Annotated in this window: 25 protein-coding genes; 8 read left to right on the forward strand and 17 right to left on the reverse strand. The window is 60.5% G+C overall.

The features are described from left to right. Positions 1–189: 189 nt before the first annotated feature. The 3 genes from betT to mgrA all read left to right on the forward strand — a co-directional run bounded on the left by betT (position 190) and on the right by mgrA (position 4,805). Complete coding sequence (gene betT, locus NIBR502773_RS16600; protein WP_168209042.1) at positions 190–2,151, forward strand: choline transporter BetT; 1,962 nt, start codon at positions 190–192, stop codon at positions 2,149–2,151. Positions 2,152–2,309: 158 nt separating this feature from the next. After that, the gene (locus NIBR502773_RS16605; RefSeq protein ID WP_168209003.1) at positions 2,310–3,659 is read left to right on the forward strand and encodes an OprD family outer membrane porin; all 1,350 of its coding nucleotides are present in this window, start codon (positions 2,310–2,312) and stop codon (positions 3,657–3,659) included. 108 nt (positions 3,660–3,767) lie between these two features. Next, on the forward strand, positions 3,768–4,805 hold the full coding sequence (gene mgrA, locus NIBR502773_RS16610; RefSeq protein WP_027607827.1) for an L-glyceraldehyde 3-phosphate reductase: 1,038 nt from the start codon (positions 3,768–3,770) through the stop codon (positions 4,803–4,805). Positions 4,806–4,886: 81 nt separating this feature from the next. Here mgrA and NIBR502773_RS16615 read toward each other — a convergent pair whose 3' ends face one another. From NIBR502773_RS16615 to NIBR502773_RS16655, 9 genes are all read right to left on the reverse strand, one after another. Beyond that, complete coding sequence (locus tag NIBR502773_RS16615) at positions 4,887–5,318, reverse strand: type II toxin-antitoxin system VapC family toxin (RefSeq protein ID WP_115487859.1); 432 nt, start codon at positions 5,316–5,318, stop codon at positions 4,887–4,889. Continuing rightward, positions 5,315–5,560 carry a plasmid stabilization protein gene (locus NIBR502773_RS16620; protein ID WP_115487898.1) on the reverse strand — a complete coding sequence of 82 codons (246 nt, stop codon included), beginning with the start codon at positions 5,558–5,560 and terminating at the stop codon, positions 5,315–5,317. The genes NIBR502773_RS16615 and NIBR502773_RS16620 overlap by 4 nt, the downstream gene beginning before the upstream one ends. 82 nt (positions 5,561–5,642) lie before the next feature. Continuing rightward, positions 5,643–6,479 (reverse strand): taurine dioxygenase, encoded by an 837-nt coding sequence (tauD, locus tag NIBR502773_RS16625; protein ID WP_092358664.1) that lies wholly within the window; start codon positions 6,477–6,479, stop codon positions 5,643–5,645. A gap of 11 nt (positions 6,480–6,490) precedes the next feature. After that, positions 6,491–7,327, reverse strand: coding sequence for a taurine ABC transporter permease TauC (gene tauC / locus NIBR502773_RS16630; protein ID WP_141156473.1), 837 nt, complete (start codon positions 7,325–7,327; stop codon positions 6,491–6,493). Then, complete coding sequence (gene tauB / locus NIBR502773_RS16635; protein WP_141156474.1) at positions 7,324–8,103, reverse strand: taurine ABC transporter ATP-binding subunit; 780 nt, start codon at positions 8,101–8,103, stop codon at positions 7,324–7,326. Before tauB ends, tauC begins: the two co-directional genes overlap by 4 nt. An 18-nt stretch (positions 8,104–8,121) precedes the next feature. Next, positions 8,122–9,099: a taurine ABC transporter substrate-binding protein gene (gene tauA / locus NIBR502773_RS16640; RefSeq protein WP_027605154.1), complete on the reverse strand. Its 978-nt coding sequence runs from the start codon at positions 9,097–9,099 to the stop codon at positions 8,122–8,124. 187 nt (positions 9,100–9,286) lie between these two features. Next, positions 9,287–10,870: a glutamate--cysteine ligase gene (gshA, locus tag NIBR502773_RS16645; RefSeq protein ID WP_027605153.1), complete on the reverse strand. Its 1,584-nt coding sequence runs from the start codon at positions 10,868–10,870 to the stop codon at positions 9,287–9,289. A gap of 214 nt (positions 10,871–11,084) precedes the next feature. Then, on the reverse strand, positions 11,085–11,468 hold the full coding sequence (locus NIBR502773_RS16650) for a PaaI family thioesterase (RefSeq protein ID WP_065925818.1): 384 nt from the start codon (positions 11,466–11,468) through the stop codon (positions 11,085–11,087). Next, on the reverse strand, positions 11,468–13,804 hold the full coding sequence (locus tag NIBR502773_RS16655) for a Tex family protein (RefSeq protein ID WP_141156475.1): 2,337 nt from the start codon (positions 13,802–13,804) through the stop codon (positions 11,468–11,470). Before NIBR502773_RS16655 ends, NIBR502773_RS16650 begins: the two co-directional genes overlap by 1 nt. 356 nt (positions 13,805–14,160) lie before the next feature. Between NIBR502773_RS16655 and ompR the strand changes: the two genes are divergently transcribed. Beyond that, the gene (ompR, locus tag NIBR502773_RS16660; protein ID WP_015373500.1) at positions 14,161–14,901 is read left to right on the forward strand and encodes a two-component system response regulator OmpR; all 741 of its coding nucleotides are present in this window, start codon (positions 14,161–14,163) and stop codon (positions 14,899–14,901) included. A 116-nt stretch (positions 14,902–15,017) separates the two neighbouring features. Further along, complete coding sequence (locus NIBR502773_RS16665; protein WP_115487864.1) at positions 15,018–16,331, forward strand: ATP-binding protein; 1,314 nt, start codon at positions 15,018–15,020, stop codon at positions 16,329–16,331. Between the two features lie 98 nt (positions 16,332–16,429). Here NIBR502773_RS16665 and rimK read toward each other — a convergent pair whose 3' ends face one another. The 3 genes from rimK to NIBR502773_RS16680 all read right to left on the reverse strand — a co-directional run bounded on the left by rimK (position 16,430) and on the right by NIBR502773_RS16680 (position 18,607). Further along, positions 16,430–17,335 carry a 30S ribosomal protein S6--L-glutamate ligase gene (gene rimK / locus NIBR502773_RS16670; protein WP_003171022.1) on the reverse strand — a complete coding sequence of 302 codons (906 nt, stop codon included), beginning with the start codon at positions 17,333–17,335 and terminating at the stop codon, positions 16,430–16,432. Further along, positions 17,332–17,748 carry an ATP-dependent zinc protease gene (locus tag NIBR502773_RS16675; RefSeq protein ID WP_236411421.1) on the reverse strand — a complete coding sequence of 139 codons (417 nt, stop codon included), beginning with the start codon at positions 17,746–17,748 and terminating at the stop codon, positions 17,332–17,334. The genes rimK and NIBR502773_RS16675 overlap by 4 nt, the downstream gene beginning before the upstream one ends. A gap of 79 nt (positions 17,749–17,827) precedes the next feature. After that, the gene (locus NIBR502773_RS16680; protein ID WP_115487865.1) at positions 17,828–18,607 is read right to left on the reverse strand and encodes an EAL domain-containing protein; all 780 of its coding nucleotides are present in this window, start codon (positions 18,605–18,607) and stop codon (positions 17,828–17,830) included. A gap of 116 nt (positions 18,608–18,723) precedes the next feature. On the opposite strand from NIBR502773_RS16680, the gene NIBR502773_RS16685 reads away from it, so the two are divergent. Continuing rightward, positions 18,724–19,131, forward strand: coding sequence for an RNA-binding S4 domain-containing protein (locus NIBR502773_RS16685; RefSeq protein ID WP_141156476.1), 408 nt, complete (start codon positions 18,724–18,726; stop codon positions 19,129–19,131). 42 nt (positions 19,132–19,173) lie between these two features. Here the strand turns inward: NIBR502773_RS16685 and NIBR502773_RS16690 are convergent, their stop codons facing one another. Beyond that, a complete protein-coding gene (locus NIBR502773_RS16690) occupies positions 19,174–19,977 on the reverse strand; it encodes a phosphatase PAP2 family protein (RefSeq protein ID WP_141156477.1) in 804 nt (267 codons plus the stop codon). Positions 19,978–20,103: 126 nt separating this feature from the next. Here NIBR502773_RS16690 and hslO point away from each other — a divergent pair, with 126 nt between their 5' ends. Further along, the gene (gene hslO / locus NIBR502773_RS16695; RefSeq protein ID WP_027605147.1) at positions 20,104–21,006 is read left to right on the forward strand and encodes an Hsp33 family molecular chaperone HslO; all 903 of its coding nucleotides are present in this window, start codon (positions 20,104–20,106) and stop codon (positions 21,004–21,006) included. Between the two features lie 179 nt (positions 21,007–21,185). Next, positions 21,186–22,727, forward strand: coding sequence for a phosphoenolpyruvate carboxykinase (locus tag NIBR502773_RS16700; RefSeq protein WP_027605146.1), 1,542 nt, complete (start codon positions 21,186–21,188; stop codon positions 22,725–22,727). A gap of 127 nt (positions 22,728–22,854) precedes the next feature. Here the strand turns inward: NIBR502773_RS16700 and NIBR502773_RS16705 are convergent, their stop codons facing one another. The 4 genes from NIBR502773_RS16705 to NIBR502773_RS16720 form a co-directional block, all read right to left on the reverse strand. Further along, positions 22,855–23,211 carry a DUF1493 family protein gene (locus NIBR502773_RS16705; protein WP_027605145.1) on the reverse strand — a complete coding sequence of 119 codons (357 nt, stop codon included), beginning with the start codon at positions 23,209–23,211 and terminating at the stop codon, positions 22,855–22,857. 277 nt (positions 23,212–23,488) lie between these two features. Next, positions 23,489–23,959, reverse strand: a complete 471-nt coding sequence (locus NIBR502773_RS16710; protein WP_141156478.1) for a hypothetical protein — start codon at positions 23,957–23,959, stop codon at positions 23,489–23,491. 264 nt (positions 23,960–24,223) lie between these two features. Further along, complete coding sequence (locus tag NIBR502773_RS16715; protein WP_141156479.1) at positions 24,224–24,823, reverse strand: putative adenosine monophosphate-protein transferase Fic; 600 nt, start codon at positions 24,821–24,823, stop codon at positions 24,224–24,226. Further along, positions 24,823–24,993: a YhfG family protein gene (locus NIBR502773_RS16720; protein ID WP_003236014.1), complete on the reverse strand. Its 171-nt coding sequence runs from the start codon at positions 24,991–24,993 to the stop codon at positions 24,823–24,825. The genes NIBR502773_RS16715 and NIBR502773_RS16720 overlap by 1 nt, the downstream gene beginning before the upstream one ends. Positions 24,994–25,081 lie beyond the last annotated feature (88 nt).

The raw sequence follows: 25,081 nt of genomic DNA on the forward strand, positions 1-25,081 counted from the left end.
TGCGATTAGCCCCAAACCGCCTATTCATGTTTAACTTGAACGTTCGTTCAAGTTAAACCCGGTGGTTCGCTGCCCGCTCACAACAGGAGGCTTACCTTTGCTGAGTCCGTTTTATACAGCCACATCCCTCACCCTCGGGGTGCATTGTTCATGAGTGCATCGTCCACCCCATCCAGCGGCCTGGTGCGCATGAATGCGCCGGTCTTCTACTTTGCCGCCACCTTCATCTTGCTGTTCGGCATCACTGTCATCGCTATCCCGCAACAGGCCGGTGCCTGGTTGCTGGCGGCGCAAAACTGGGCGGCCAACACGGTCGGCTGGTACTACATGCTGGCGATGACCCTGTATCTGGTCTTCGTGGTGGTCACCGCGCTATCGGGCTACGGCAAGATAAAACTCGGTGCCGACCACGACGAGCCCGAATTCAGTTACCTGTCCTGGGCCGGCATGCTGTTCGCCGCCGGGATCAGCATCACGTTGTTCTTCTTCTGCGTGTCCGAGCCGCTGACGCACCTGGTGCAACCGCCCCAGGGCGAGGCCATGAATGCCGACGCCGCGCGCCAGGCCATGCAGGTGCTGTTCCTGCACTGGGGCCTGCACGGCTGGGGCGTGTTTGCCTTTGTCGGCATGGCGCTGGCGTATTTCGCCTACCGGCATAACCTGCCGCTGGCGTTGCGCTCGGCGCTGTACCCGCTGATCGGCAAGCGCATCAATGGCCCTATCGGCTATGCGGTGGATGGCTTCGGCATCATTGCCACGGTGTTCGGCCTGGGGGCCGACATGGGTTTTGGCGTGCTGCACCTCAATTCCGGCCTCGACTACCTGTTCGGCGTTGCCCACACCCAGTGGATCCAGGTCGGCTTGATCACTCTGATGATGGGCGCGGCGATCCTAGTCGCCGTGGCCGGCGTCGACAAGGGCGTGCGGGTGATGTCCGACATCAACATGCTGCTGGCCTGCGCGCTGCTGCTGTTCGTGTTGTTCGCCGGGCCCACCCAGCACTTGCTCAACACCCTGATCCAGAACATCGGTGATTACCTGGGCGCGTTGCCGACCAAGAGTTTCGATGTGTACGCCTACGACAAACCGAGCGACTGGCTGGGCGGCTGGACGGTGTTCTACTGGGCCTGGTGGATTGCATGGTCGCCATTCGTAGGCCTGTTTATCGCGCGCATTTCCCGTGGCCGGACCATCCGCGAATTCGTGTTCGGCGTGCTGCTGATCCCGCTGGGCTTCACCCTGGCGTGGATGTCGATCTTCGGCAACAGCGCCATCGACCAGGTGCTCAACCACGGCATGGCCGCCCTCGGTCAGTCGGCCATCGATGATCCGTCGATGAGCCTCTACCTGCTGCTGGAAACCTACCCGTGGAGCAAGACGGTTATCGCGGTCACGGTGTTCATCAGCTTCGTGTTCTTCGTAACTTCCGCTGACTCGGGCACCGTAGTGCTGTCCACCCTCTCGTCCAAAGGCGGCAACGCCGATGAAGATGGACCGAAATGGCTGCGGGTGTTCTGGGGTGCGATGACCGCGCTGGTCACCAGTGCCTTGCTGTTTGCCGGCAGCATCGATTCGCTGAAATCGGCGGTGGTGCTGACCTCGTTGCCGTTCTCGCTGATCCTGCTGCTGATGATGTGGGGGCTGCACAAGGCCTTCTACCTCGAGTCGCAAAAGCAGATTGCGCAGTTGCATTCGCTGGCGCCGGTGTCGGGCTCCCGCAAGGGCACCGGCGGTTGGCGCCAGCGTTTGAGCCAGGCCGTGCATTTCCCGTCGCGGGACGAGGTGTACCGCTTCCTTGAAACCACGGTGCGTCCGGCGATCGAAGAAGTGACGGCGGTGTTTGTCGAAAAAGGCCTCAATGTCGTCACCCAGCCCGACCCGTCCAACGATAGCGTCAGCCTGGAAATCGGCCACGGCGAAGAGCATCCGTTCGTGTACCAGGTGCAGATGCGCGGCTATTTCACGCCCTCATTTGCACGCGGCGGCATGGGGTCCAAGCAGCTCAACAATCGCCGCTACTACCGGGCGGAAGTGCACTTGAGCGAGGGCAGCCAGGACTACGACCTGGTGGGCTACACCAAGGAGCAGATCATCAACGACATCCTCGACCAGTACGAGCGCCACCTGCAGTTCCTGCACTTGGTGCGCTGACGTTAAACTCCCCGCAAAGCCCCGTTCTACGGGGCTTTCTTAAACTTAATTTCATCCGTCAAGACGCTGTTTTGACGCGTAACTGTCATCTGGCCACTGCGTAATTGTGTGAAGCGTTTGACGCTTTCATTTCAGAACAGTGACGGAGACCGGTACCCATGAAGACGTTTTTAAGCCCTGTGGTGGGAGCCGCCATGGCGAGCTTTATGCTGTCCGCCCATGCGGATTTTATCGATGACAGCCACGCCGACGTGACCCTGCTCAACCGCTATCTCAACCAGCAGGGACGCGACGTGGTGGGCAGCAATGCCAAGGCCCATAGCATTCGCGATTGGGGCCAGGGGTTCGAATTCAACTTCAAGTCCGGCTACACCGAGGGGCCGGTGGGCTTCGGCCTCGATCTGCAGGCGTTTTACGGCCTGAAGCTCGACTCCGGCGGCGACCTCAACGACAAGGATCACCAGGGCCGCTACCCCGGCAGCATGTTCCCACTGGACAATGGCAAGTCCGCCGACCAGTTCGGCGTGCTCAGCCCGACGTTCAAGATGCGCTTTGCCAAGGATGAGTTGCGCGCCGGTACGCTGTACGGCAACAACCCGATACTCGCCAACACCGACGGGCGCCTGTACCAGCAGACCAATACCGGTGTGCAACTGGTGTCCAAGGACCTCAGCGACTTCACCTTCACCGGCGGCGATATCTTCAAGACCAAGATCCGCAACGAAACCGGCGACCAGGGCATGATCACCGCTGGCGGGACCAAAGAGAGCGACCGCTTCCTGTTCGGCGGTGCGGATTACACCGGCATACAGAACACCACTGTCAGCCTGTGGTACTCCAACCTTGAGGATTACTACCAGCAGTTCTTCCTCGGCGCCAAGCGCCATGACGCCTTGTCGGTCGGTGCGATCGATACCGACGTGCGCGTGTTCCGCAGCCTGGGTGTGGGCGGCAACGCCGACGGCGACAAGGACTTTGCCGCAGCGGGCCTGTATGGCGATGGCGTGAACAAGGGTCGCGTCAATCAGTCCACCGTCAGCCTGCTGGAGAGCTACAGCCTGGACGGCCATACCGTCGGCCTGGGCATCCAGAAAAACAGCGGCGACAGCGACTTCCCGTACCTCGACTCCGGCCTTAACAGCGGTGACGCGCGCCAAGGCCCAGGCTCGGGTGCCGACACCCCGGCGCTGACCAACATGCAGCTGAACAAATTCCAGCATGCCGGCGAACGCACCTGGCTGGCGCAGTACAAATATGATTTCGGCAAACTCGGCCTCAACGGTCTGACCTTCTCCGCCGCCTACGCCCACGGCGATGACATCCGCACCGCCCAGGGCACCACCAGCGAATGGGAGCGAAACGTGGCGGTGGCGTATCAAGTGCCGACCGGTACCCTCAAAGGCCTCGGCGTCACGTGGAAAAACGCCCATGCCAGTCCGGACATTACCGGTGCCACCGTGCAGGATGAAAACCGCTTTTATGTCAGCTATGTCGTTCCACTCTGGTAGGAAATTGCTGTAAAACGAAAGGGCAGACTTAAGCGATTCAGCTGGTTAAAAGGCCTGGGAATATCGTTATTCCCAGGCCTTATTTGCCTACGTCCAAGAGAGGATTCGATGACTTACATTGCTGCCGAAAACCGCTATGAATCTATCCCGTATCGCCGCGTAGGCCGCAGTGGACTGGTGCTGCCGGCACTGTCCCTGGGGCTGTGGCACAACTTTGGCGACAGCACGCCGATCGACACCCAGCGCGCCCTGCTGCGCACCGCGTTCGACCTGGGCATCAACCACTTCGACCTGGCCAACAACTACGGCCCACCCTACGGCAGCGCCGAGATCAACTTCGGTCGTTTGCTGCGCGAAGACTTCAAGCACTACCGCGACGAATTGATCATCTCCAGCAAGGCCGGCTGGGACATGTGGCCGGGGCCTTACGGCCAGGGAGGCGGCTCGCGCAAATACGTGCTGGCCAGCCTGGACCAGAGCCTGCAACGCCTGGGCGTCGACTACGTGGATATTTTCTACTCCCACCGGTTTGATGCCGACACGCCCCTGGAAGAAACCGCCAGCGCCCTCGCCACCGCCGTGCAACAGGGCAAGGCGTTGTACATCGGTATCTCGTCTTACTCCGGGGTGAAAACCCGCGAAATCGCTGCGCTGCTCAAAGAGTGGAAGGTGCCGCTGCTGATCCACCAACCAGCCTACAACCTGCTCAACCGCTGGGTGGAAAAAGACCTGCTGGACACCACCGAAGAACTCGGCGCCGGAGTGATTGCCTTCACGCCGCTGGCCCAGGGTTTGCTCACCGACAAGTACCTCAATGGCGTACCGGCCGACGCCCGGGTCAACCGCCCGGGTGGTGGTTCGTTGCAGGCCAAGCACCTGTCTGAAACCAATATCGCCCACGTGCGTGCGTTGAATGAAATCGCCCAGCGCCGCGGCCAGAGCCTGGCGCAATTGGCGCTGGCCTGGACCCTGCGCGATCCACGGGTGACCAGCGCGTTGATTGGCGCGAGCCGGCCGGAGCAGATCATCGAGAACGTCGGCGCGTTGAAGAACTTGAGCTTCAGTGCGGAGGAACTGGCGGAGATCGATCGGTTTGCGCAGGAAGGTGGGATTAACCTGTGGGAAAAGCCGTCCAGCGCGGAATAACCTGATAGCACCGGGTCAATGTGGGAGGGGCAAATCCCTGCCACATTTGATTTCTGCTATGGCCGCTATCTCAGCACAGGGTTAACCAGCCATTGCCGCCGTCCAGGGATTGATGACATCCACCTCGGTGCCCTCAAAGTCCTTGACGTTCCTTGTTGCGAGCTTTGCCTGCTGGGCACGACAGATTGCGGCTATCTGAGCGTCAGCGAGTCCAATGGGCTTTCCAGACTGTTCGCGAGCGGTCACCAGCTTTGAGTAGTGGACGGCTGCGTAGGCATCGAACGCAAGGATGCGATCGGCGAACTCGTCTTGAAACATGGCCACTGCATGAGTGTGCAGGCTGTGCTTACGCTTCCCGTCGGGCAGCCGCTCAATGCCATGAAGAATCTCCGCCATGGTCATTGAACTGGTGAACAGCTCTTCGGCGGCATGGCTGTCAATCCAATCAAGCACCGCTGTTGCAGGCTCGGGTCGCATCAATTCAGAGAGGACATTGGTGTCGAGTAGGATCATTCATCGAACTCCACCGTCCTGATGGGCGCATTGCGTGCCGGCACGTCCGCATCCAGCCCTCCTGCCTGCGCAAAGCGTGCGTGAATCCTGCTGCCCAACCCCCGCCCCTTGCCGACGCTCATGAGTGATTTGCGCAGGATAAGACGCGCCTCTTCTTCCATGGAATGCCCATTGTGGGCTGCTTCAATGCGCAGAAGCTCTTTGATGCTGTCATCTAAATTACGGATGGTAAGGCTCGCCATGTGAATGCCCTCGTGCAATCAATGAAATCATTGCTAGCATAGCGGCTTGCTTTCGAGTGCGGCGAGCCCGCTCATCAGATCGTCAGAACGGCACATCCCCAAGAATCGTCGCCCGATGCATCACCCGCCGTTGCGGCCGGTAGTCATCCACCGCGTAATGCTGGGTCACGCGGTTATCCCAGAACGCCACGTCGTTCTCCTGCCAGCGCCAGCGGAGGGTGAATTCCGGGCGTGTCGCGTGGGCGAACAGCAGCTTGAGGATCGCCTCGCTTTCCGCCGGTTCCAGTTCATTGATCCTGGTGGTAAACCCATCACTGACAAACAGCGACTTACGCCCGCTCACCGGATGCGTGCGCACGACCGGGTGCGACAGCGGTGGGTTTTTCCTACGGGTTTCTTCCCAGCGCGCCAGGTCTTCGGCGCTGTTGCCAAAGCGTTCCAGCGGAAAGGATTTGGTGAAGTCGTGGGTAGCCGTCAGCCCATCGAGCAACCGCTTCAACGGCTCGGACAGCGCCTCGTACGCCGCGATGCCACTGGCCCACAGCGTATCGCCGCCGTACGCCGGCAGCAGCTTGGCACTCAGCACCGCGCCGAGGGCCGGGGTGGGCAGGAAGGTCACATCGGTGTGCCACACGGCGTTGTCGCGCACGTCGGTGACGGCGGTGTCTAGGATCAGCACTTCGGGCTGTTCCGGCACGTTGGGGTAGATCGGGTGGATGTGCAGGTCACCGAAGTTCGCCGCGAACCGCGCCTGTTGCTGCGGGGTGATCGGCTGGCCACGGAAGAACAGCACCGAATGGCTGAGCAACGCCTGTTCGATGGCATCGCGGTGTTCGGCGCTCAGCGGCTGGGTGATATCGACGCCACTGATCTGGGCGCCCAGGGCGGTACTCAAGGGGGTAACGGTCAGGCTGCTCATGCTGTTCTCACTCAATGTGCCTGGCCATGCCAAGGCACTAACTTACGCTGCAAGGCGCGCAGGCCCATTTCCATGGCGAAGGCGATCAGGGCGATCACCAGGATCCCCAGCACCACCACATCGGTCACCAGGAACTGCGCCGCCGACTGCACCATGAAACCCAGGCCGCTGGTGGCCGCGATCAGTTCGGCGGCGACCAGGGTCGACCAGCCCACACCCAGGCCGATGCGCACCCCGGTGAGGATGTCGGGCAGGGCGCTCGGCAGGATCACATGGCGAATCAGCTGCGCACGGGTGGCACCCAGCGACTGCGCCGCCCGCAGCTTGGCCGGGTCGACGGTGCGTACGCCGGTCGCGGTGGCGATGGCAATCGGCGCAAAGATCGCCAGGTAAATCAGCAGCACCTTGGACAGCTCGCCGATACCGCACCAGATCACGATCAACGGCAGGTAAGCCAGGGGCGGAATCGGCCGGTAGAACTCGATCAGCGGGTCGAGAATGCCGCGGGCGATGCGGTTGGCGCCGATGGCAATGCCTACCGGCACGGCGGTCAGCGCCGCGAAGCCCAGGCCCAGGCCGATCCGGCTGAGGCTCGCGCCCAGGTGCTGCCACAAGGTGGAATCCATATAGCCCGTGGTCGCCAGCAGCCAGCCTTTTTGCAGCACGGCCGAGGGCGGTGGCAGGAACAACGGTTCGATCAGGCCGGTGGCGGTGACGGCCCACCAGAGGGCCAGCAAGGCCACCAGGGTCAACAGGCTGATCCAGCGTGTGCTCAGGCTGCGCCGCACCGGGATAACGGTGTGGGCCACCGGCTTGGCAGCGGTGGCGGGGAGTTCGTAGCTGCTCATGCGGACACCTGCCGTTGTGAGAACACTTTGCCCAGCACGTGTTCGCGGGTTTCGATAAAGCGCGGGTCGGACTTGATCGCCCGCGGCGACTCACCGGCCGCGTAGCGCTGGCCGAAGTCCAGGTGCAGGCGTTCGACGATCTGGCCCGGGTTGGGCGCCAGCAGGATCAGGTCGGTGGCGAGGAACACCGCTTCTTCGATGTCATGGGTAATCAGGAACACCGGCTTGGCCGTGCGCCGCCAGACTTGCAGCAACAGTTCCTGCATCTGCTCACGGGTGAAGGCATCGAGGGCGCCGAAGGGTTCGTCCATCAGCAGCACGCGCGGGTCGGCGGCCAGGGCGCGGGCCAGGCCGACGCGTTGCTTCTGGCCGCCGGAGAGTTGCCAGATGCGGCGATTGTCGAAGCCGGCGAGGTCCACCAGCGCGAGCATTTCCCGGGCGCGTACTTCGCGCTGCGCCTTGGGCATGCCGGCCAGTTCCAGGCCGAAACCGACATTGGCCAACACGTCCTGCCAGGGCAGCAGGGCGTCGTCCTGGAACACCACGCCACGTTCGGCGCTGGGGCCTTTGACCGGTACGCCATCGAGGGTGATGCGCCCGGCAGAAGGCTCGACAAAGCCGGCAATCAGGTTCAACAGCGAAGTCTTGCCACTGCCGGACGGGCCGAGGGCCACCAGCAATTGCTGGGGCCCCAGGTCGAGTGAAATGTCGGACAGTACCGGTTCTGTGGCGCCTGGGTACTGTGCGCTGATGCGCTCCAGTTGTAGCAAGGCCATCGCGATGAACTCCTTGGATCAGTTAGTGATGAACTTGGCGCTGACGTATGGGGCGTAGTCCGGCAGCACGGCGTCGACCTTGCCTTGTTCCTTGAGGAACGCAGCGGTATCGGTCACGGCCTTGGTGGTCGGTGCACCCAGCAGGGTCACCTGGTCAGCGGCCAGCGGGTAGACGTTGCCTTGCAGCAGCAGCGGGATGTCGCTGGCCTTGGCGCCGGAGAGTTTCACCAGTTTGTCGACGTTGCCTGTGTCGGCGAGCCAGGCTTGTGGGTCTTTGCGGTAGGCGGCGTAGGCATCCAGGGTGACTTTGGCGAAGGCGGTGACGATTTCCGGGTGCTTCTGCGCGAAGTCCTTGCGCACGATCCAGGCATCGAAGGTCGGCGCGCCGAACTTGGCCAGCTCGCCGGAGGTGATCAGCACTTTGCCGTTTTCCTTGGCCACGCCCAGGGCCGGGTCCCATACGTAGGTAGCGTCGATGTCACCGCGCTTCCAGGCCGCGATGATCGCCGGCGGTGCGAGGTTGAGGATGGTCACTTTCGATGGGTCGATGTTCCAGTGCTTCAGCGCGGCCAACAGGCTGTAGTGGCCGGTGGAAACGAAGGGTACGGCGACTTTCTTGCCGATCAGGTCCTGGGGACTGTTGATCCCGGAACCATTGCGCGCCACCAGGGCTTCGGCACCGCCGATCTGGGTGGCAACCAGGAAGGTTTCCACCGGCACCTTGCGGGTGATCGCAGCGGTCAGTGGGCTGGAACCGAGGTAGCCGATCTGCACGTCGCCGGAGGCGATGGCGGCGATGATATCGGCGCCATTGTCGAATTTGCGCCAGTCGATCTTGGCGTTAGTGGCTTTTTCATACGCGCCGTCGGCCTGGGCAACTTTGGCCGGGTCTACGGTGGTCTGGTAAGCGATGGTTACATCCGCCGCCTGGGCAAACAGGCTGGCACCGGCCAGGGACAACGCGGCCAGGAGGCGCAGAGGGGTTAACAGTTTCAAGGGGAAGCTCCTCAATCAGGCGGCCGAGGGTCGGCGTGTGAGGAGACTAAATGATCTAAGAATCCGAAAATAAATAACATTTTCGAATTAGCTTATGGGCGAAAGGTTGAAGCGAATCTTGAGCTTGATGAGGGCAAATGTGGGAGGGGCAAGCCCCTCTCACATTTTGAGCCGGGTTCGGCTTCAGTTAGTTGCTGATGGCCAGAATGCTCGCCTGGTACGAGCCGACAAACACATCAAAGTCGCCCACTTCGTTCTGCTCCAGCTCAGCCTGCTGCGCCAGCGACGTGCGCGCCAGCTCTTCAAAGCGTGCCTGCTCTTCTGCGGGCAACGGCTCGCGGCGGAAGTACTCGGCGTGCACCTCGCTCTGATGCAGGGAGAACTGCGCGAAACTCTCTTTGCGCTCGGCCATCGCTGCCAATACCTGCGCCGAGGGGGTCAGGGACGGGTCCTTGACCTTGGCCAGTTGGGCGTCCAGTGCCTGGCTGTGTTCGGTGATGCCGTGGCTTTCATCCAGCAGCGCAGCCAACGGGGCAATCTTCTCCAGCAGCTCGGTGGCCCATTCCTTCATGTCCACCGCCTGGCCCTTGCGCTGCAATTGCAGGCCCGGGCGCCGGCCTTCCTTGACCACGCTGAGGAAGTTGGACGTGGCGTTGCCGCACTCGTTGTCGGCGAACAGCGGGCTGTCGTTCAGCGCGCAGTACAGCAGGAATGCGTCGAGGAAACGCGACTCCGGCAGGTCGATGCCCATCGGCAGGAACGGGTTGATGTCCAGGCAGCGCACTTCGATGTACTGGATGCCACGGGCCATCAGCGCCTGGATCGGCCGCTCGCCGGTGTAGGTCACGCGCTTGGGGCGGATGTTGGAGTAGTACTCGTTTTCGATCTGCAGGATGTTGGTGTTGAGCTGTACCCACTCACCGTCCTTGTGGGTGCCGACTTCGACATAGGGCGCGTAGGGCGTTGCCACTGCTTCGCGCAGGCTGTCGGTGTAGCTGGCCAGGTCGTTGTAGCACGGCGTCAGGCCGGCCTGGGCGTTACTCTGGTAACCCAGGTCGCTCATGCGCAGGCTGGTGGCGTACGGCAGGTACAGGGTGTCGGCGTCGAGCACTTCCAATTGGTGCGAGCGACCACGCAGGAAACCCGCATCCAGGGCCGGCGATGCGCCGAACAGGTACATCAGCAGCCAGCTGTAGCGGCGGAAGTTGCGGATCAGCGCGATATAGGCCGTGGACTGATAGTCGCGGTCGGTGCCGACGAAGCCTTCAGTCTCCTTGAGCAGCGGCCACAGCTGTTCCGGCAGGGAAAAGTTGTAGTGGATGCCCGCGATGCACTGCATGGTCTTGCCGTAACGCAGGGCCAGGCCCTTGCGGTACACGTACTTGAGCTGTCCGATATTGGAAGTGCCGTAGTAGGCGATCGGGATGTCTTCCTCGGCCGGCAACGGGCACGGCATCGAGGGGCTCCACAGGTATTCGCTGCCGAGCTTGGTGTAGGCAAAGCGATGGATCTTGTCCAGGCTGCTCAGGGTGTCGGCCGGGTTGGGCAGCGCCGGAGTGATGAACTCCAGCAGCGATTCCGAGTAGTCGGTGGTGATCTGTTCATGGGTCAACGCGGCGCCCAGGGCTTCGGGGTGCGGCGTTTGCGCCAGGCGACCCTCACCGGTGACACGTAGGCATTCACGCTCGATGCCGTGCAAGCACTGCTCTAGCAGGGAGAGGTGTTCGCGCTTGCCGAGCAGGGCCAGGCGGCGGTTGAGAAGTTCGCTCAAGTTGGATTCCTTCACGCGTCAGTCGCCCCAATATGGGGGTGGGCAGGACGGTCTACAAGGGTGAAGTTAAAACTGGCGTGATCGCCTGGTTTTGAGTCGATTTGACCCGCGTTAAAAAAGCCTACTTCACTCCATGAATTGGGCTATAGCGCAGCAAGAAAATTCCGACGCTGTTATCGCAGCGCCGAAATTAACTCAAATCGGGGGCGGGGAGCTATAGGACAGCGAACGTGCCCTGTGCTTTTGCGACAAGTCTTTCGTCCTGATACACATCGGCTTCGACCACCAGCGTGCGCCGACCGGCGTGAATCACGCGGCTGGTACACAGTACGTCACCGTCTTCCACGGCGCGGATGTAGTTGATCTTGCATTCGATGGTCGCGCTCTGCTGGTCAAACCCATGGGCGCTGGAACAGGCCAGCCCCATGGTGATGTCCACCAGACTGAAAATCGCCCCGCCATGGAGCTTGCCCGCGCGGTTGCGCAGGTGCGGCTCCAGGGTCAGGGCCACCTCGGCAACGCCTTCTTCGAGGCGTTGCAGGCGGCAGCCGATCAGTTCGCTGAACGCGCTCTGGGTCAAACCGGCGGGGATTTCCATCAGCGTTTCTTCAACTGCTTGGCGTTGGCGAACAGCGAGGCCATGGCGTTGTTGCTTGGCGCTGCGGTGGCGGTTTCCTTGCGCGGTTGACTGTTTTCGGAGCGGTTCTGCGACTGGCGCGGTGCCGAGCCAGGACGTGCACCACGGGCGCCGTCGATTTTTTCGCCGGGGGTGTCGCCCATGCGCATCGACAGGCCAACGCGTTTACGCGGGATGTCGACTTCCATGACCTTGACCTTGACCACATCACCGGCTTTCACCGCTTCGCGCGGATCTTTGATGAACTTCTCCGAAAGCGCAGAAATGTGTACCAAACCGTCCTGATGCACGCCGATATCCACAAACGCGCCGAAGTTGGTCACGTTGGTGACCACGCCTTCGAGGATCATGCCCAGTTGCAGGTCCTTGAGGTCTTCGACGCCGTCCTGGAACTCGGCGGTCTTGAACTCGGGACGCGGGTCGCGGCCAGGTTTTTCCAGCTCTTGCAGGATGTCGGTGATGGTCGGCACGCCGAAGGTTTCGTCGGTGTACTTCTTTGGATCCAGGCGCTTGAGGAACGCGGCGTCGCCGATCAGCGAGCGGATATCGCGGTCGGTCTCGGCGGCGATACGTTGCACCAATGGATAGGCTTCCGGGTGAACGGCGGACGAGTCCAGCGGGTTGTCGCCGTTCATCACGCGCAGGAAGCCGGCGGCTTGCTCGAAGGTTTTTTCACCCAGGCGCGCGACTTTTTTCAGCGCGGCGCGGGTTTTGAACGCACCGTTTTCGTCGCGATGCGTGACGATGTTCTGCGCCAGGGTGGCATTGAGGCCGGAGATACGCGCCAGCAACGCTACCGAGGCCGTGTTCACGTCCACGCCCACGGCGTTTACGCAGTCTTCCACCACCGCATCCAGGCCGCGTGCCAGTTTCAGCTGTGACACGTCGTGCTGGTACTGGCCGACACCGATGGATTTAGGATCGATTTTCACCAGCTCTGCCAGCGGATCCTGCAAGCGACGGGCAATGGACACCGCGCCACGGATCGACACGTCGAGGTCCGGGAATTCCTTGGAGGCCAGTTCCGATGCCGAGTACACCGAAGCACCGGCTTCGGAGACCATCACCTTGGTCATCTTCATGGCTGGGTATTTCTTGATCAGTTCGGCGGCCAGCTTGTCGGTTTCACGGCTGGCGGTGCCGTTGCCGATGGCGATCAGGTCCACCGAATGTTTGGCGCACAGGGCGGCCAGGATGGCGAGGGTCTGGTCCCACTTGTTGTGCGGCACGTGTGGGTACACGGTGGCGTGGTCCAGCAGCTTGCCGGTGGCATCGACCACGGCGACCTTGCAGCCGGTACGCAGGCCCGGGTCGAGGCCCAGGGTGGCGCGTGGCCCGGCCGGGGCGGCCAGTAGCAGGTCGTGCAGGTTGTGGGCGAATACGTTGATCGCCTCGGTTTCCGCGCCGTCGCGCAACTCGCCGAGCAGGTCGGTTTCCAGGTGGGTGTAGAGCTTGACCTTCCAGGTCCAGCGCACGACTTCACCGAGCCACTTGTCCGCAGGACGATTCTGATTCTGGATGCCGAATTGTTGGCCGATCATGCCTTCGCACGGGTGCATGGTGCCCGGCAGTTCGTCGCCGACTTTCAGCGCGGAGCTGAGGATGCCTTCGTTGCGGCCACGGAAAATCGCCAGCGCACGGTGGGACGGCATGCTTTTCAGCGGTTCGTCGTGTTCGAAGTAATCGCGGAACTTGGCGCCTTCTTCCTCTTTGCCGGCGATGACGCGGGCGCTGAGGGTGGCTTCCTGTTTCAGGTAGTTGCGCAGTTTTTCCAGCAGGTTGGCATCTTCGGCGAAGCGCTCCATCAGGATGTACTTGGCGCCTTCGAGGGCGGCCTTGACGTCGGCGACGCCTTTTTCTGCGTTGACGAAGCGCGCGGCTTCGGTCTCCGGGGTCAGCGACGGGTCGTTGAACAGACCGTCGGCCAGTTCGCCCAGGCCGGCTTCCAGGGCGATCTGGCCCTTGGTGCGGCGTTTCTGTTTGTATGGCAGGTAAAGGTCTTCGAGGCGGGTCTTGGTGTCGGCGAGCTTGATGTCGCGTTCCAACTGCGGGGTCAGCTTGCCCTGTTCCTCGATGCTGGCGAGGATGCTGATACGCCGTTCGTCGAGTTCTCGCAGGTAGCGCAGGCGTTCTTCCAGGTGCCGCAGCTGGATGTCGTCGAGGCTGCCGGTCACTTCTTTCCGGTAACGGGCGATGAAGGGCACCGTGGAGCCTTCATCCAGTAGAGCGACGGCCGCTTCGACCTGTTGTGGGCGTACGCCGAGTTCTTCGGCGATGCGGCTGTTGATGCTGTCCATAAAACCACCTGAAATTCTGAAAAGCAGCCCGCAGGCCCGGAAAACAAGGCCTTGCGCGGCTGGTTGAGCGGCCCGACCGGCGCCGCTACCTGGGTCAAGAGGCAGCCTATTGACCCTCGAAATCGAAAAAATCACGACAAGCGGGTGAAAAAAAGCCCGGCATTAAACGGCAACGATCTGACGTTGCCCTGCATGAAGGCGCCGCATTATAACCAGCGTTCTGCTCTTGGGGGTACTGCGCCAGTGGTTGGAAGGCGCGGGTTCGCTGGCAGTAGAGGAAAAATCTGCTAACAATGCACACGGTGCGTATAACGGCAGCTACGCCATAATGCGCGCCGAGATAAGAGGAGCATCCAATGAGCAGCACTGCACAAACTGCTGAAGGCGAAAAAATTCTCATCGTTGATGACGATCCGGGGCTGAGCAGCCTGCTGGAGCGTTTCTTCAACTCCAAGGGCTATCGTGCCCGCGCGGTGCCGAACACCGAGCAGATGGACCGTCTCCTGGGGCGTGAAGTATTCAACCTGGTCGTACTCGACCTGATGCTGCCCGGCGAAGACGGCCTCACCGCCTGCAAGCGCCTGCGCGGCGCTAACAACCAGATTCCAATCATCATGCTGACCGCCAAGGGCGATGAGCTGAGCCGCATCAAGGGCCTCGAGCTGGGCGCCGATGACTACCTGGCCAAACCCTTCAACCCAGACGAGTTGATGGCGCGGGTCAAAGCCGTGTTGCGTCGTCAGGCACCGCCGGTACCGGGCGCGCCGGGCAGCGAAGACGAAAGCGTTACCTTTGGCGACTACGAACTGTCGCTGGCAACCCGCGAGCTCAAGCGTGGCGACGAAGTGCACATGCTCACCACCGGTGAATTCGCCGTGCTCAAGGCCCTGGTGATGAACGCGCGTCAGCCGCTGACCCGCGACAAACTGATGAACCTGGCACGCGGTCGCGAATGGGACGCCCTGGAGCGCTCCATCGATGTGCAGATTTCCCGTCTGCGCCGGATGATCGAGCCGGACCCGTCCAAACCTCGGTATATCCAGACGGTATGGGGTGTGGGCTATGTGTTTGTGCCGGATGGCACCGCAACCAAGTGACCGATGATTTGCAGGGCGGGCATCCTGGCGCTTGACTCCATGAGGGTCGACGGGATGCCCGGCGTCTGCAATTCTGCGAGCGCCGCTCGTTCCTGCAAGGTGTCCAGCTGTCTTCTATGAAAACCCCTCTGTGGTTCCCGCAAAGTTTCTTCTCCCGCACCCTTTGGCTGGTGCTGATCGTCGTGCTGTTTTCCAAGGCGCTGACACTGGTTTATCTGCTGATGAACGAAGACGTGCTGGTGGACCGGCAGTACAGCCACGGTGTCGCCTTGACGCTGCGTGGTTACTGGGCCGTAGACCCTGAGAACCGCGAAAAGGTAGCCAAGGCCTCGACGTTGACCCGCGTTGACGGGGCTGGTGTACCCGAGGGTGAGCAGCATTGGCCCTACAGCGAGATCTACCAGCGCCAGATGCAGGCCGAACTGGGCGAGGACACCGAGGTGCGCTTGCGCATGCATGTTTCACCTGCGCTGTGGGTAAGGGCGCCGAGCCTTGGCGATGCCTGGATCAAGGTCCCGCTGTATCCGCACCCTTTACGAGGGCAGAAGATCTGGAACGTGTTGGGCTGGTTCCTGGCCATCGGCTTGCTTTCCACAGCGTCCGCGTGGATTTTCGTTCGCCAGCTTAACCAACCACTTAAGCGGCTGGTGTTTGCCGCCCGCCAATTGGGCCAGGGGCGCAGCGTGCGCCTGCCGGTCAGCGATACGCCCAGTGAAATGACCGAGGTGTATGGCGCCTTCAACCAGATGGCGGAGGATGTCGAACAGGCCGGGCGCGAGCGCGAGCTGATGCTGGCGGGGGTGTCCCATGACTTGCGCACACCCTTGACGCGATTGCGCCTGTCCCTGGAGCTGATGGGCAACCATAGCGACCTCACCGACGACATGGTTCGCGACATCGAAGACATGGACGCGATTCTCGACCAGTTCCTGGCGTTTATCCGCGATGGTCGTGACGAGGTGGTGGAGGAAGTCGATCTCACGGACCTGGTGCGTGAGGTTGTCGCGCCCTACAACCAGAATGGCGAGCAAGTGCGCATGCGCCTTGAGCCGATCCAGCCGTTTGCGTTGCGTCGGGTGTCGATGAAGCGCCTGCTGAACAACCTGATCGGCAACGCTTTGCACCATGCCGGTTCGGATGTTGAAGTGGCTGCGTATGTGTCTGGCGACAGTGCTGCGCCGTACGTGGTGCTGAGTGTGATGGACCGGGGAGCGGGCATCGATCCGGACGAACTGGAGGGTATCTTCAACCCCTTCACCCGTGGCGACCGTGCCCGGGGTGGCAAGGGGACCGGCTTGGGGCTGGCGATCGTACGGCGGATTGCGTCGATGCACGGCGGCAATGTCGAGTTGCGTAACCGCGAAGACGGTGGCCTTGAGGCGCGGGTACGCTTGCCGCTTGGGCTGATGCTGCCCAGAGATGCGGTCTAGAAACAGCTGCAAGTTTCAAGCTTGAAGCCGCAAGAGAAAGGCAGACAGCTTTTGCCCTTTCTCTTGCAGCTTATAGCTTGAAGCTGACAGCCGCGTCTCTAGCCCTTGCCCTTGGTCCTGGTCATATTCGGCCCACCATTTTTCTCCAGATGCTGGATGATGATCCCCGCCACATCCTTCCCGGTGGTGGTCTCTATCCCTTCCAGGCCCGGCGACGAGTTCACCTCCATCACCAGTGGCCCATGGTTGGAGCGCAGGATATCCACACCCGCCACTGCCAGCCCCATGACCTTGGCCGCTCGCAACGCGGTCATGCGTTCTTCCGGGGTGATCTTGATCAGGCTGGCGCTGCCGCCGCGGTGCAGGTTGGAGCGGAACTCTCCGGGCTTGGCCTGGCGCTTCATGGCCGCGATCACCTTGTCGCCCACCACGAAGCAGCGGATATCCGCGCCACCGGCTTCCTTGATGTACTCCTGGACCATGATGTTCTGCTTGAGGCCCATGAATGCCTCGATCACGGATTCCGCTGCGGTCGCGGTTTCACACAGCACCACACCGATGCCCTGGGTGCCTTCCAGCACCTTGATCACCAGCGGCGCGCCGTTGACCATTTCGATCAGGTCGGGAATGTCGTCGGGGGAGTGGGCAAAGCCGGTGACCGGCAGGCCGATGCCCCGCCGCGAGAGCAGTTGCAACGAGCGTAATTTGTCCCGCGAGCGTGCAATGGCCACGGATTCATTGAGGGGGAAGACCCCCATCATTTCGAACTGGCGCAACACGGCGCAGCCATAGAACGTCACCGAGGCGCCAATCCGCGGGATCACCGCATCAAACCCCTCCAGCGGTTTACCGCGGTAATGGATCTGCGGCTTGTGGCTGGCAATGTTCATATAGGCACGCAACGTGTCGATCACCACCATTTCATGGCCACGTTCGGTGCCGGCCTCGACCAGGCGGCGGGTGGAATACAGACGCGGGTTTCGCGACAGCACAGCAATCTTCATGCAGCACCTGGGGCAGAAATAGTAGAGACCGGGAACACCGGCTTGTCTTGAACGTACTTGACGCCGGGATTGACCACCAGGTGGCCGTCAATCAGCGCCTTGGAGCCCAGCAACAGGCGGTAACGCATGGCTTTGCGGCAGGCCAGGGTGAACTCCACCCGCCATACCCGATCACCCAGTGCCAGGGTGGTGCTGATCACGTAGCGCACCTGCGCATGGCCATTGGAGCTCTTGATGGTTTTCATCGTCACCAGGGGCGCTTCGCAGCGGCGGTGACGCAGTTGCACAACGCTGCCCAGGTGCGCGGTAAAGCGCACCCACTTCTCACCGTCGCGCTCAAAAGGCTCGATGTCGGTGGCATGCAGGCTGGAGGTGCTGGCACCGGTGTCGATCTTGGCTCGCAGGCCTGCCACTCCCAAGTCGGGAAGTGCCACCCACTCACGCAGACCTACAACGGTCAAATGGTCAAATGTCTTCAATATGGGTAACCGGTCAATTCGCCCAGGCCTGAGGAGAAACCTCGGCCAGGGCGTTGAATGCAGGCCTGGCGAACCAGTAGCCTTGCATCAGAAATATTCCACAGTCAGACAGAAAGTCGCGCTCGCCGGCACTTTCGATGCCTTCGGCGATGACAGTAACGTTCAACTGCTCACAGATTGTGACAATCCCCTGAACGATCACCTGGCGGACACGATCCTGGTCGACATCGCGGATCAGCGCCATGTCGAGTTTGATCAAGTCAGGTTGGAAATCGGCCAGCAGATTCAGCCCCGAATAGCCCGCGCCGAAGTCGTCGATGGCGGTCTTGAAGCCGAACTCGCGGTATTCACGCAGAATATTCGTCAAATGGCGATAGTTATCTACATGCTCGCTTTCCAGTGTTTCGAAAATCAGTTGGTTCAGCGGGAAGTTGTGCGCGCGAGCTGCCTCTAGGGTGCTGCGGATGCACAACTCCGGACGGTACACGGCGTTGGGCATGAAGTTGATGGAAAGGTGGGTTTGCATCCCCAGGGCCGCAGCACCGGCGATCGCCTGGGTGCGGCAGCGCTGGTCGAAGCGGTAGCGGTTGCTTTCGTCGACCTGGTCCAGCACCGACAATGCCCCTTCGCCCTGTGTACCGCGCACCAAGGCTTCGTGGGCAAAAATCGAATGGTCCCGAAGGTCTACGATAGGCTGGTAGGCGAAAGCAAACTCGAAACCCAGGGGTTCGCTTTGCTGGCAGCCTGCGCAACGCTGTTCAGGCGAGGTGAGTGAAGTAGGAAAGTCGGTCACGGCGTATCCTCGCGAAAACAGGGTGCTACCTGGCGTATCTTAGGTGAGCCTTGAGGTTTATGCGTCGAAGGGTTTCAACGTTACAGTTGCGACATTTGTCAGAGCGAGGAATTCAAGTGGCTCAAAAGCAGGAAGAGGAAGAAAAGGTCCGTCTGGACAAGTGGCTTTGGGCGGCGCGTTTCTTTAAGACACGTGCCTTGGCCAAGGCCGCGATTGAGAGCGGCAAGGTGCATCATCGAGGCGAGCGCTGTAAACCGGGCAAGGAGCCACGTGTCGGTGATGAGCTGCAGATTCGGATAGGTTTTGACGAAAAGACCGTGGTGGTTCAGGCACTTTCCACTGTGCGCCGTGGCGCCCCCGAAGCGCAGGCGATGTACACCGAAACCGAAGCCAGCATTGCCAGGCGCGAAAATGCGGCTGCCCTGCGCAAGGCGGGCGCCACGGGGATGACCACCGATGGCAAGCCGAGCAAGAAGCAGCGCCGCGACCTGTTCAAGTTTCGCGGCAGTGGCAATGATGACTGATTGCGCAGCGGCCCATTCAAATGTGGGAGGGGGCTTGCAGCGTTAAGGGGATGTACGCACGACGCTCAATCCACTGATCACTGGCAGCTTGCCAAGTAACCTGAAGATCGGCGTCGTCACGTGTAACAACGCGGCCGACACTTTCGCCGCAAATGGCGTGTAATAACCCCAGCCCAACGCCAACAGTGCCAGCAGCACCCCGCCGATATAATCGTCCTGCCCCCAATGCGCGCCCGCCACCAGCCGCGGCATCATGAACAACAGCGCCAGGCCCCAGATCACCAGCACCTGGCCGATACGTCTGGCGAACACGCTCATGAACATTGCCCAGATCAGCAACACCGAGGCGTGATCCCCCGGAAAGCTTTGGCTTGAGCGGTCCTTCAGCTCCCAGGTCTTCTCCAGCCCCGGGAAATAGTCACTCATCTGGATCGCCCCGGCGATGACCATCGACGGGCTGCTGTGTTGCCAGCCCATCTGCGCCGCGAGTTTGGAAAACAGCGTGCGGATAAACAGCAAGAGCAACAAAATACCGACAAAACCTAACAGGGCCTGGCGTGCCTGCGCGGCTTTGAACACCCAGTCGCCGCGAATCAGCAGCATCAGCAGGATCACCCCGACCACCGCATCAAACGGCCGCAGACTGGCCACGGCCCACACGTGCAGCCATGTCGCGCTGCTCGTCAGCGGGTCGTTGAGAAGGTGAAATAGCCACTCGTCGAAAATCACACACAGCATCTGCCCCGTGGGCCACAGCCAAAAACACAGCAGCCCGATAGCGAGTAGATTGCACAGAGCCCATCGCCGGAGGTTCCACTTGGCTTGGAACAAACCCGGATTGTTCATAAACTGTCCCTCTTCGCTCTAAATAAGCTCTCTGTTTCCAGGAGAAAGCCGCACCAAGATGGTGCTAAAGCGTTTAATTTTATAAACCTTGTAACCAATTTGTCATCAATTCAGATACCCAGACCTATGACTGATCTACCGGATACCGACTTCACCCAACGCTTCATCTTCGACGAGAGCGACGCCCGCGGCGAAATGGTTTCGTTGGAGCGCAGCTACGCCGAAGTCCTCGCCAAGCACCCCTATCCGGAGCCGGTCGCACAACTGCTCGGTGAGCTGATGGCTGCTGCTGCGTTGCTGGTGGGCACCATGAAGTTCGACGGTTTGCTGATCCTGCAAGCCCGTTCCGAAGGGCCGATTCCGCTGCTGATGATCGAGTGCTCCAGCGAGCGCGAAATCCGTGGCCTGGCCCGTTATGAAGCCGACCAGATTGCCCCGGACGCCAGCCTGGCCGAGCTGATGCCCAACGGCGTCCTGGCGCTCACCGTCGACCCGACCTCAGGCCAGCGTTACCAGGGCATCGTCGACCTCGACGGCAAAACGCTGTCGGAATGCTTCACCAACTATTTCGTGATGTCCCAGCAAGTGGGCACCAAGTTCTGGCTTAACGCCGACGGCAAGCGCGCCCGTGGCATGTTGCTGCAACAACTGCCGGCCGACCGTATCAAGGACGACGAAGATCGCGCTGAAAGCTGGCGGCACTGCATTGCCTTGGCCGATACCCTGAAAGCCGAAGAACTGCTGGGCCTGGACAACGAAACCATCCTGCACCGCCTGTACCACGAAGACCCCGTGCGCCTGTTCGACGCGCAGACCTTGCACTTTCACTGCAGCTGCTCCCGCGAGCGTTCGGGTAACGCCCTGGTCAGCCTGGGCCTGGAAGATGCGCAGAACCTGGTGGTGGAACACGGTGGCAATATTGAGATCGACTGCCAGTTCTGCAACGAGCGCTACCTGTTCGACGCTGCCGATGTAGCGCAATTGTTCGCCGGCGCAGGTATCGACACGCCTTCCGACACCCGCCACTAAAACGTTTAAGCACAGGTAAATCACCTGTCAAATGCCGGATTAGAGGCGTTCTGACGGGAGGGCCCTACTCTTTTTGGGCTTTTCTGGCATAATCCGGCCCACTTTTTTCGCGGTAGTAGTGCGCAACTTTCTACTACAAAACGTTTGGAGCACTCGGCCACAGGCCGACGGGGAACCTCATGACGCAAGCCAATAACGCCGTATACACCGATCTGAGTGTTGACGATCTGGTCAAAGAAGCCCTGCAGCGCGGTGAAGGCGTGCTTGCCGATACCGGCGCGCTGGTCGTGGAAACCGGTCACCGTACCGGCCGTTCGCCAGTCGACCGTTTCATCGTTGAAGAGCCTTCCACCCAGGATTCCATCGCCTGGGGCCCGATCAACCGCAAGTTCCCGGCCGACAAGTTCGATGCCCTGTGGGCCCGCGTCGAGGCGTTCAACAACGCGCAAGAGCATTTCGTTTCCCACGTTCACGTAGGGGCGGCCGAAGACCACTACCTGGCCGTGAAAATGACCACCCAGACTGCCTGGCAGAACCTGTTCGGTCGTTGCCTGTTCATCAACCCGGCCCAGTACAACCCGGCCGGTCGTGACGAGTGGCAAGTGCTCAACGTGGCCAACTTCGAGTGCGTGCCAGAGCGTGACGGCACCAACTCCGACGGTTGCGTGATCCTCAACTTCGCCCAGAAAAAAGTGCTGATCGCCGGCATGCGCTACGCCGGTGAAATGAAGAAAGCCATGTTCTCGGTGCAGAACTACCTGCTGCCGGCTTCCGACGTACTGCCGATGCACTGCGCCGCCAACATTGGCGAAGCAGGCGACGTGACCCTGTTCTTCGGTCTGTCGGGCACCGGCAAGACCACCCTGTCCGCCGACGAAAGCCGCTACCTGATCGGTGACGACGAACACGGCTGGGGCGAAGGCGTGGTGTTCAACATCGAAGGCGGTTGCTATGCCAAGTGCATCGACCTGTCCGAGAAGAACGAACCGGTTATCTGGAAAGCCATCAAGCACGGCGCCGTGCTGGAAAACGTCGTGATCGACGAGGCCAAGCACGCCGACTATGCCGACGTCAGCCTGACCCAGAACAGCCGCGCCGCCTACCCGCTGGAGCACGTTGCCAAGCGTTCCGAGAAGAACCTGGGCGGCGAGCCAAACGCGGTGATCTTCCTGACCTGCGACCTGACCGGCGTACTGCCGCCTGTGTCCATCCTCAGCGAAGAACAAGCGGCCTACCACTTCCTGTCCGGCTACACCGCACTGGTGGGCTCGACCGAAATGGGTTCCGGCAGCGGCATCAAGTCGACCTTCTCCACCTGCTTCGGCGCACCCTTCTTCCCACGCCCGGCCGGCGAATACGCAGAGCTGCTGATCAAGCGCATCCGCGGCTTCGGCTCCAAGGTCTACCTGGTCAACACCGGCTGGACCGGCGGCGGCTACGGCGTTGGCAAGCGCTTCAACATCCCGACCACGCGCGGCGTGATCGCGGCGATCCAGAGCGGCGCGTTGATCGGTGCTGAAACCGAACACCTCGACACCATCAACCTCGACGTGCCATTGGCCGTACCGGGCGTTGAAACCGGCCTGTTGAACCCACGTAACACCTGGGCTGACAAGGCCGCTTACGATGAAGCAGCGAAGGCGCTGGCTGGTCTGTTCATCGAGAACTTCAAGAAGTTTGAAGTAAGCGATGCGATCAAGGCTGCGGGTCCGAAGTTGTAAGATTCGCAAGCTGTTAAAAAGCCGCCCCTAGTGGGCGGCTTTTTTGTGCGCGAAGGGTTAGTCGACGATACGCAGAATCATTGCCCCTCCACCTTTGAGTTGCGGTGTGCCTGGAGCTGATCTTCGTTCAGCTCAGGTTTTCCAGCGTCTGAGTGTCCCAGCTGTGGGTCTTGATGGCCAGGTAGAGCATGCCGATGGTTAGCGGGACCTTGTCGCCATGCCCCTTGCCCCGACGCTTGAGGAACACGTCAAAGACCGGTGGGTTGAAGTAACGATAAGTGTCGTAGTCGCCGAGGTCGAGGGCGAACTCCTGCTCCAGCGCTTCCATGAGTTGCTTGGCTTCACTGCCGTCACAGCCCAGGTCGAAATTGAGTGAGGTTTGCAGGCGGATGGTCTTGTGTTTCGGCAGGCCGATTTCTTCGTGCAGCAGTTGCAGGAGTTGCTGCATCACGGGGTCTTCGGGGAAGTTGGGGGCGAGGTTCATGGTGGGGGCACGCAGGAGTTGATGAAGGGGCTGGTTGCGTTGGAGGCGGTATTTGTTTCGAGTGATGAAGAGCGCCAAGCCTATCAAAAATACAAAGACAGGTAGGAGGGGCATTCTGAGGATCACCGCTACATAGGGTAGTAGGAACGTCAAAATAAGGCCTGTTGTAAGAAATGTGACTGCGAAGTGCTTTCTGAGCATTGGGTCTGTGATTTGGTAGTGCAGCATCAAATAGATAAGGAGAAAGGAAGCGGATTGAAGGTAAAGGGCCATGTCACTAAGACCCGTCCGAGTAGACATGCATTGAGAGTGTTGACCGCTGAGGCCCTATGCCTCCTCTCACACTGGCATCCAGACCGATGATGATGTCTCCAGCGTGATATCTACGAAGCTTGCCGGAAATCGTATCGCCAGCGAAGCCGGCGGTTACGGTTGAAATGGCAATCCCCGGTGCTTTAACCGCTCCGGAGATTATTTGTTTGATGAGCACGTTTTGGTCGTTTAACCGATCGGCCTGATTCCGTCTCAAAGGATGGGAAATCGCGACCGCCATTTCCCATGGCAAGTCTCTGGCCAGCATTTTTTCGTACAGCCTACGTATCTGATCGCGCACTTGTCGCGCTGCCGTTTTTATTTCAAACAGGGATAGATTGGCCAAAGCATGCCGATTGTCAGGCACAACAGTGAAGCGAGTCACTGTGAAGATGACGCCATAGTGGCCGATGTGTTGAGCCCTTTCGATGTTCACAGGTTTCTGCCGAGAAAGTTGAGACCGCGCTATTTTCATTCAGCTACGGGTAACTTCTGTAGAGGGTCAAGCGGGTGTTTGGAGCAGTTTGGGAAGGGGCTGTCGCGGTGTTTGGAGGTTTCCTACAACGGTTTCCGGCATTTGTGGCTTGGCAGTGCTTGTAGGAGCGAGATTGCTCGCGAAAAACTCAAGGGCGCTCTGTTTCTTCTGGTCCATCGCCTCGCCGTTGATCAAGATCATTTCCACGCAGAGCGTGAGGAACGATCACTGCCCTGCAGGCCTGCTGACACACCGCTCAAAAATCGCCTCCAACCCCCGATAATCACACGCCACCGCATCAATATTCGCTGGTATCCATGCCGCGTGTTTCACCAGCCACCAGTTCACTGAAAACCCCGCGTTGACGATGATCTGTTCGAACAAAATCCGCTGCGCCCGGCCATTGCCCTCGCGGAAGGGGTGGATGACGTTGAGGTCGCCATAGGCTTCGGCAATCCTGCTTATCAACTCGGTTTGGCTGGCACCGACAAACCAGTTTGCTTCTTCCATCTGCCGGATGATCTTCGCGGCTTCCGGGGGGATGCGCTCCGGGGTGCAGAACAGGGTGTCGCCTTTCTGGATGTTCACGCTGCGCAACTCACCGGCCCAGTCGTAGATGTCACCGAACAGCGTGCGGTGGATGTGTTGCAGGCGGTCGAGGTTGTAGGGCGGGGGGAAGAGGGGGAGGCTGCCTACGGCGATTTCGGATAATTCCCGCTCGGCCTGGTGCAGGCGGGCGTCGTCGAGCAAATCGAGGCGGTTGCGCAGGACGCTGCTACCGGGATAGCAGTACGGATCCTGGCCCACCCCGTATTTGTCGAGCATCAGCGTGGGGTGTTGCGGTACTTGGCAAGGACGGCTTCGCGGGTCGGCAGGGGTTTGTCGACGTCGGCCGGCTGGGTGTCGAACCCTTCCAGGCGCAGGCTGGCCAGGTAATTGGAACGGCGGATCTTGTGGTAATGATCCTGTTTTTGCTCAAACGTCAGTTCGCTCATCGCAGCGTACTCCTGGGTAGCAAGGTTTGATTGTAGCGCAATGCTTCAATGGGCAGGCGGGATAAAAACCACGTCACATTTTGTATAA

This window comes from Pseudomonas sp. NIBRBAC000502773 (assembly GCF_006517195.1).
GTDB lineage: Bacteria > Pseudomonadota > Gammaproteobacteria > Pseudomonadales > Pseudomonadaceae > Aquipseudomonas > Aquipseudomonas marginalis.

What these genes read in the sequence shown, in the direction of transcription:
- NIBR502773_RS16705 (WP_027605145.1), bottom strand. Translation starts at nt 23,211, where the DNA reads ATGAACCTCGCCCCCAACTTCCCCGAAGACCCCGTGATGCAGCAACTC.
- NIBR502773_RS16605 (WP_168209003.1), top strand. Translation starts at nt 2,310, where the DNA reads ATGAAGACGTTTTTAAGCCCTGTGGTGGGAGCCGCCATGGCGAGCTTT.
- NIBR502773_RS16650 (WP_065925818.1), bottom strand. Translation starts at nt 11,468, where the DNA reads ATGGAAATCCCCGCCGGTTTGACCCAGAGCGCGTTCAGCGAACTGATC.
- NIBR502773_RS16615 (WP_115487859.1), bottom strand. Translation starts at nt 5,318, where the DNA reads ATGATCCTACTCGACACCAATGTCCTCTCTGAATTGATGCGACCCGAG.
- hslO (WP_027605147.1), top strand. Translation starts at nt 20,104, where the DNA reads ATGACTGATCTACCGGATACCGACTTCACCCAACGCTTCATCTTCGAC.
- NIBR502773_RS16720 (WP_003236014.1), bottom strand. Translation starts at nt 24,993, where the DNA reads ATGAGCGAACTGACGTTTGAGCAAAAACAGGATCATTACCACAAGATC.
- ompR (WP_015373500.1), top strand. Translation starts at nt 14,161, where the DNA reads ATGAGCAGCACTGCACAAACTGCTGAAGGCGAAAAAATTCTCATCGTT.
- NIBR502773_RS16690 (WP_141156477.1), bottom strand. Translation starts at nt 19,977, where the DNA reads ATGAACAATCCGGGTTTGTTCCAAGCCAAGTGGAACCTCCGGCGATGG.
- tauD (WP_092358664.1), bottom strand. Translation starts at nt 6,479, where the DNA reads ATGAGCAGCCTGACCGTTACCCCCTTGAGTACCGCCCTGGGCGCCCAG.
- NIBR502773_RS16655 (WP_141156475.1), bottom strand. Translation starts at nt 13,804, where the DNA reads ATGGACAGCATCAACAGCCGCATCGCCGAAGAACTCGGCGTACGCCCA.
- NIBR502773_RS16700 (WP_027605146.1), top strand. Translation starts at nt 21,186, where the DNA reads ATGACGCAAGCCAATAACGCCGTATACACCGATCTGAGTGTTGACGAT.
- NIBR502773_RS16665 (WP_115487864.1), top strand. Translation starts at nt 15,018, where the DNA reads ATGAAAACCCCTCTGTGGTTCCCGCAAAGTTTCTTCTCCCGCACCCTT.
- NIBR502773_RS16620 (WP_115487898.1), bottom strand. Translation starts at nt 5,560, where the DNA reads ATGGCGAGCCTTACCATCCGTAATTTAGATGACAGCATCAAAGAGCTT.
- betT (WP_168209042.1), top strand. Translation starts at nt 190, where the DNA reads ATGAATGCGCCGGTCTTCTACTTTGCCGCCACCTTCATCTTGCTGTTC.
- rimK (WP_003171022.1), bottom strand. Translation starts at nt 17,335, where the DNA reads ATGAAGATTGCTGTGCTGTCGCGAAACCCGCGTCTGTATTCCACCCGC.
- tauC (WP_141156473.1), bottom strand. Translation starts at nt 7,327, where the DNA reads ATGAGCAGCTACGAACTCCCCGCCACCGCTGCCAAGCCGGTGGCCCAC.
- tauB (WP_141156474.1), bottom strand. Translation starts at nt 8,103, where the DNA reads ATGGCCTTGCTACAACTGGAGCGCATCAGCGCACAGTACCCAGGCGCC.
- NIBR502773_RS16715 (WP_141156479.1), bottom strand. Translation starts at nt 24,823, where the DNA reads ATGCTCGACAAATACGGGGTGGGCCAGGATCCGTACTGCTATCCCGGT.
- mgrA (WP_027607827.1), top strand. Translation starts at nt 3,768, where the DNA reads ATGACTTACATTGCTGCCGAAAACCGCTATGAATCTATCCCGTATCGC.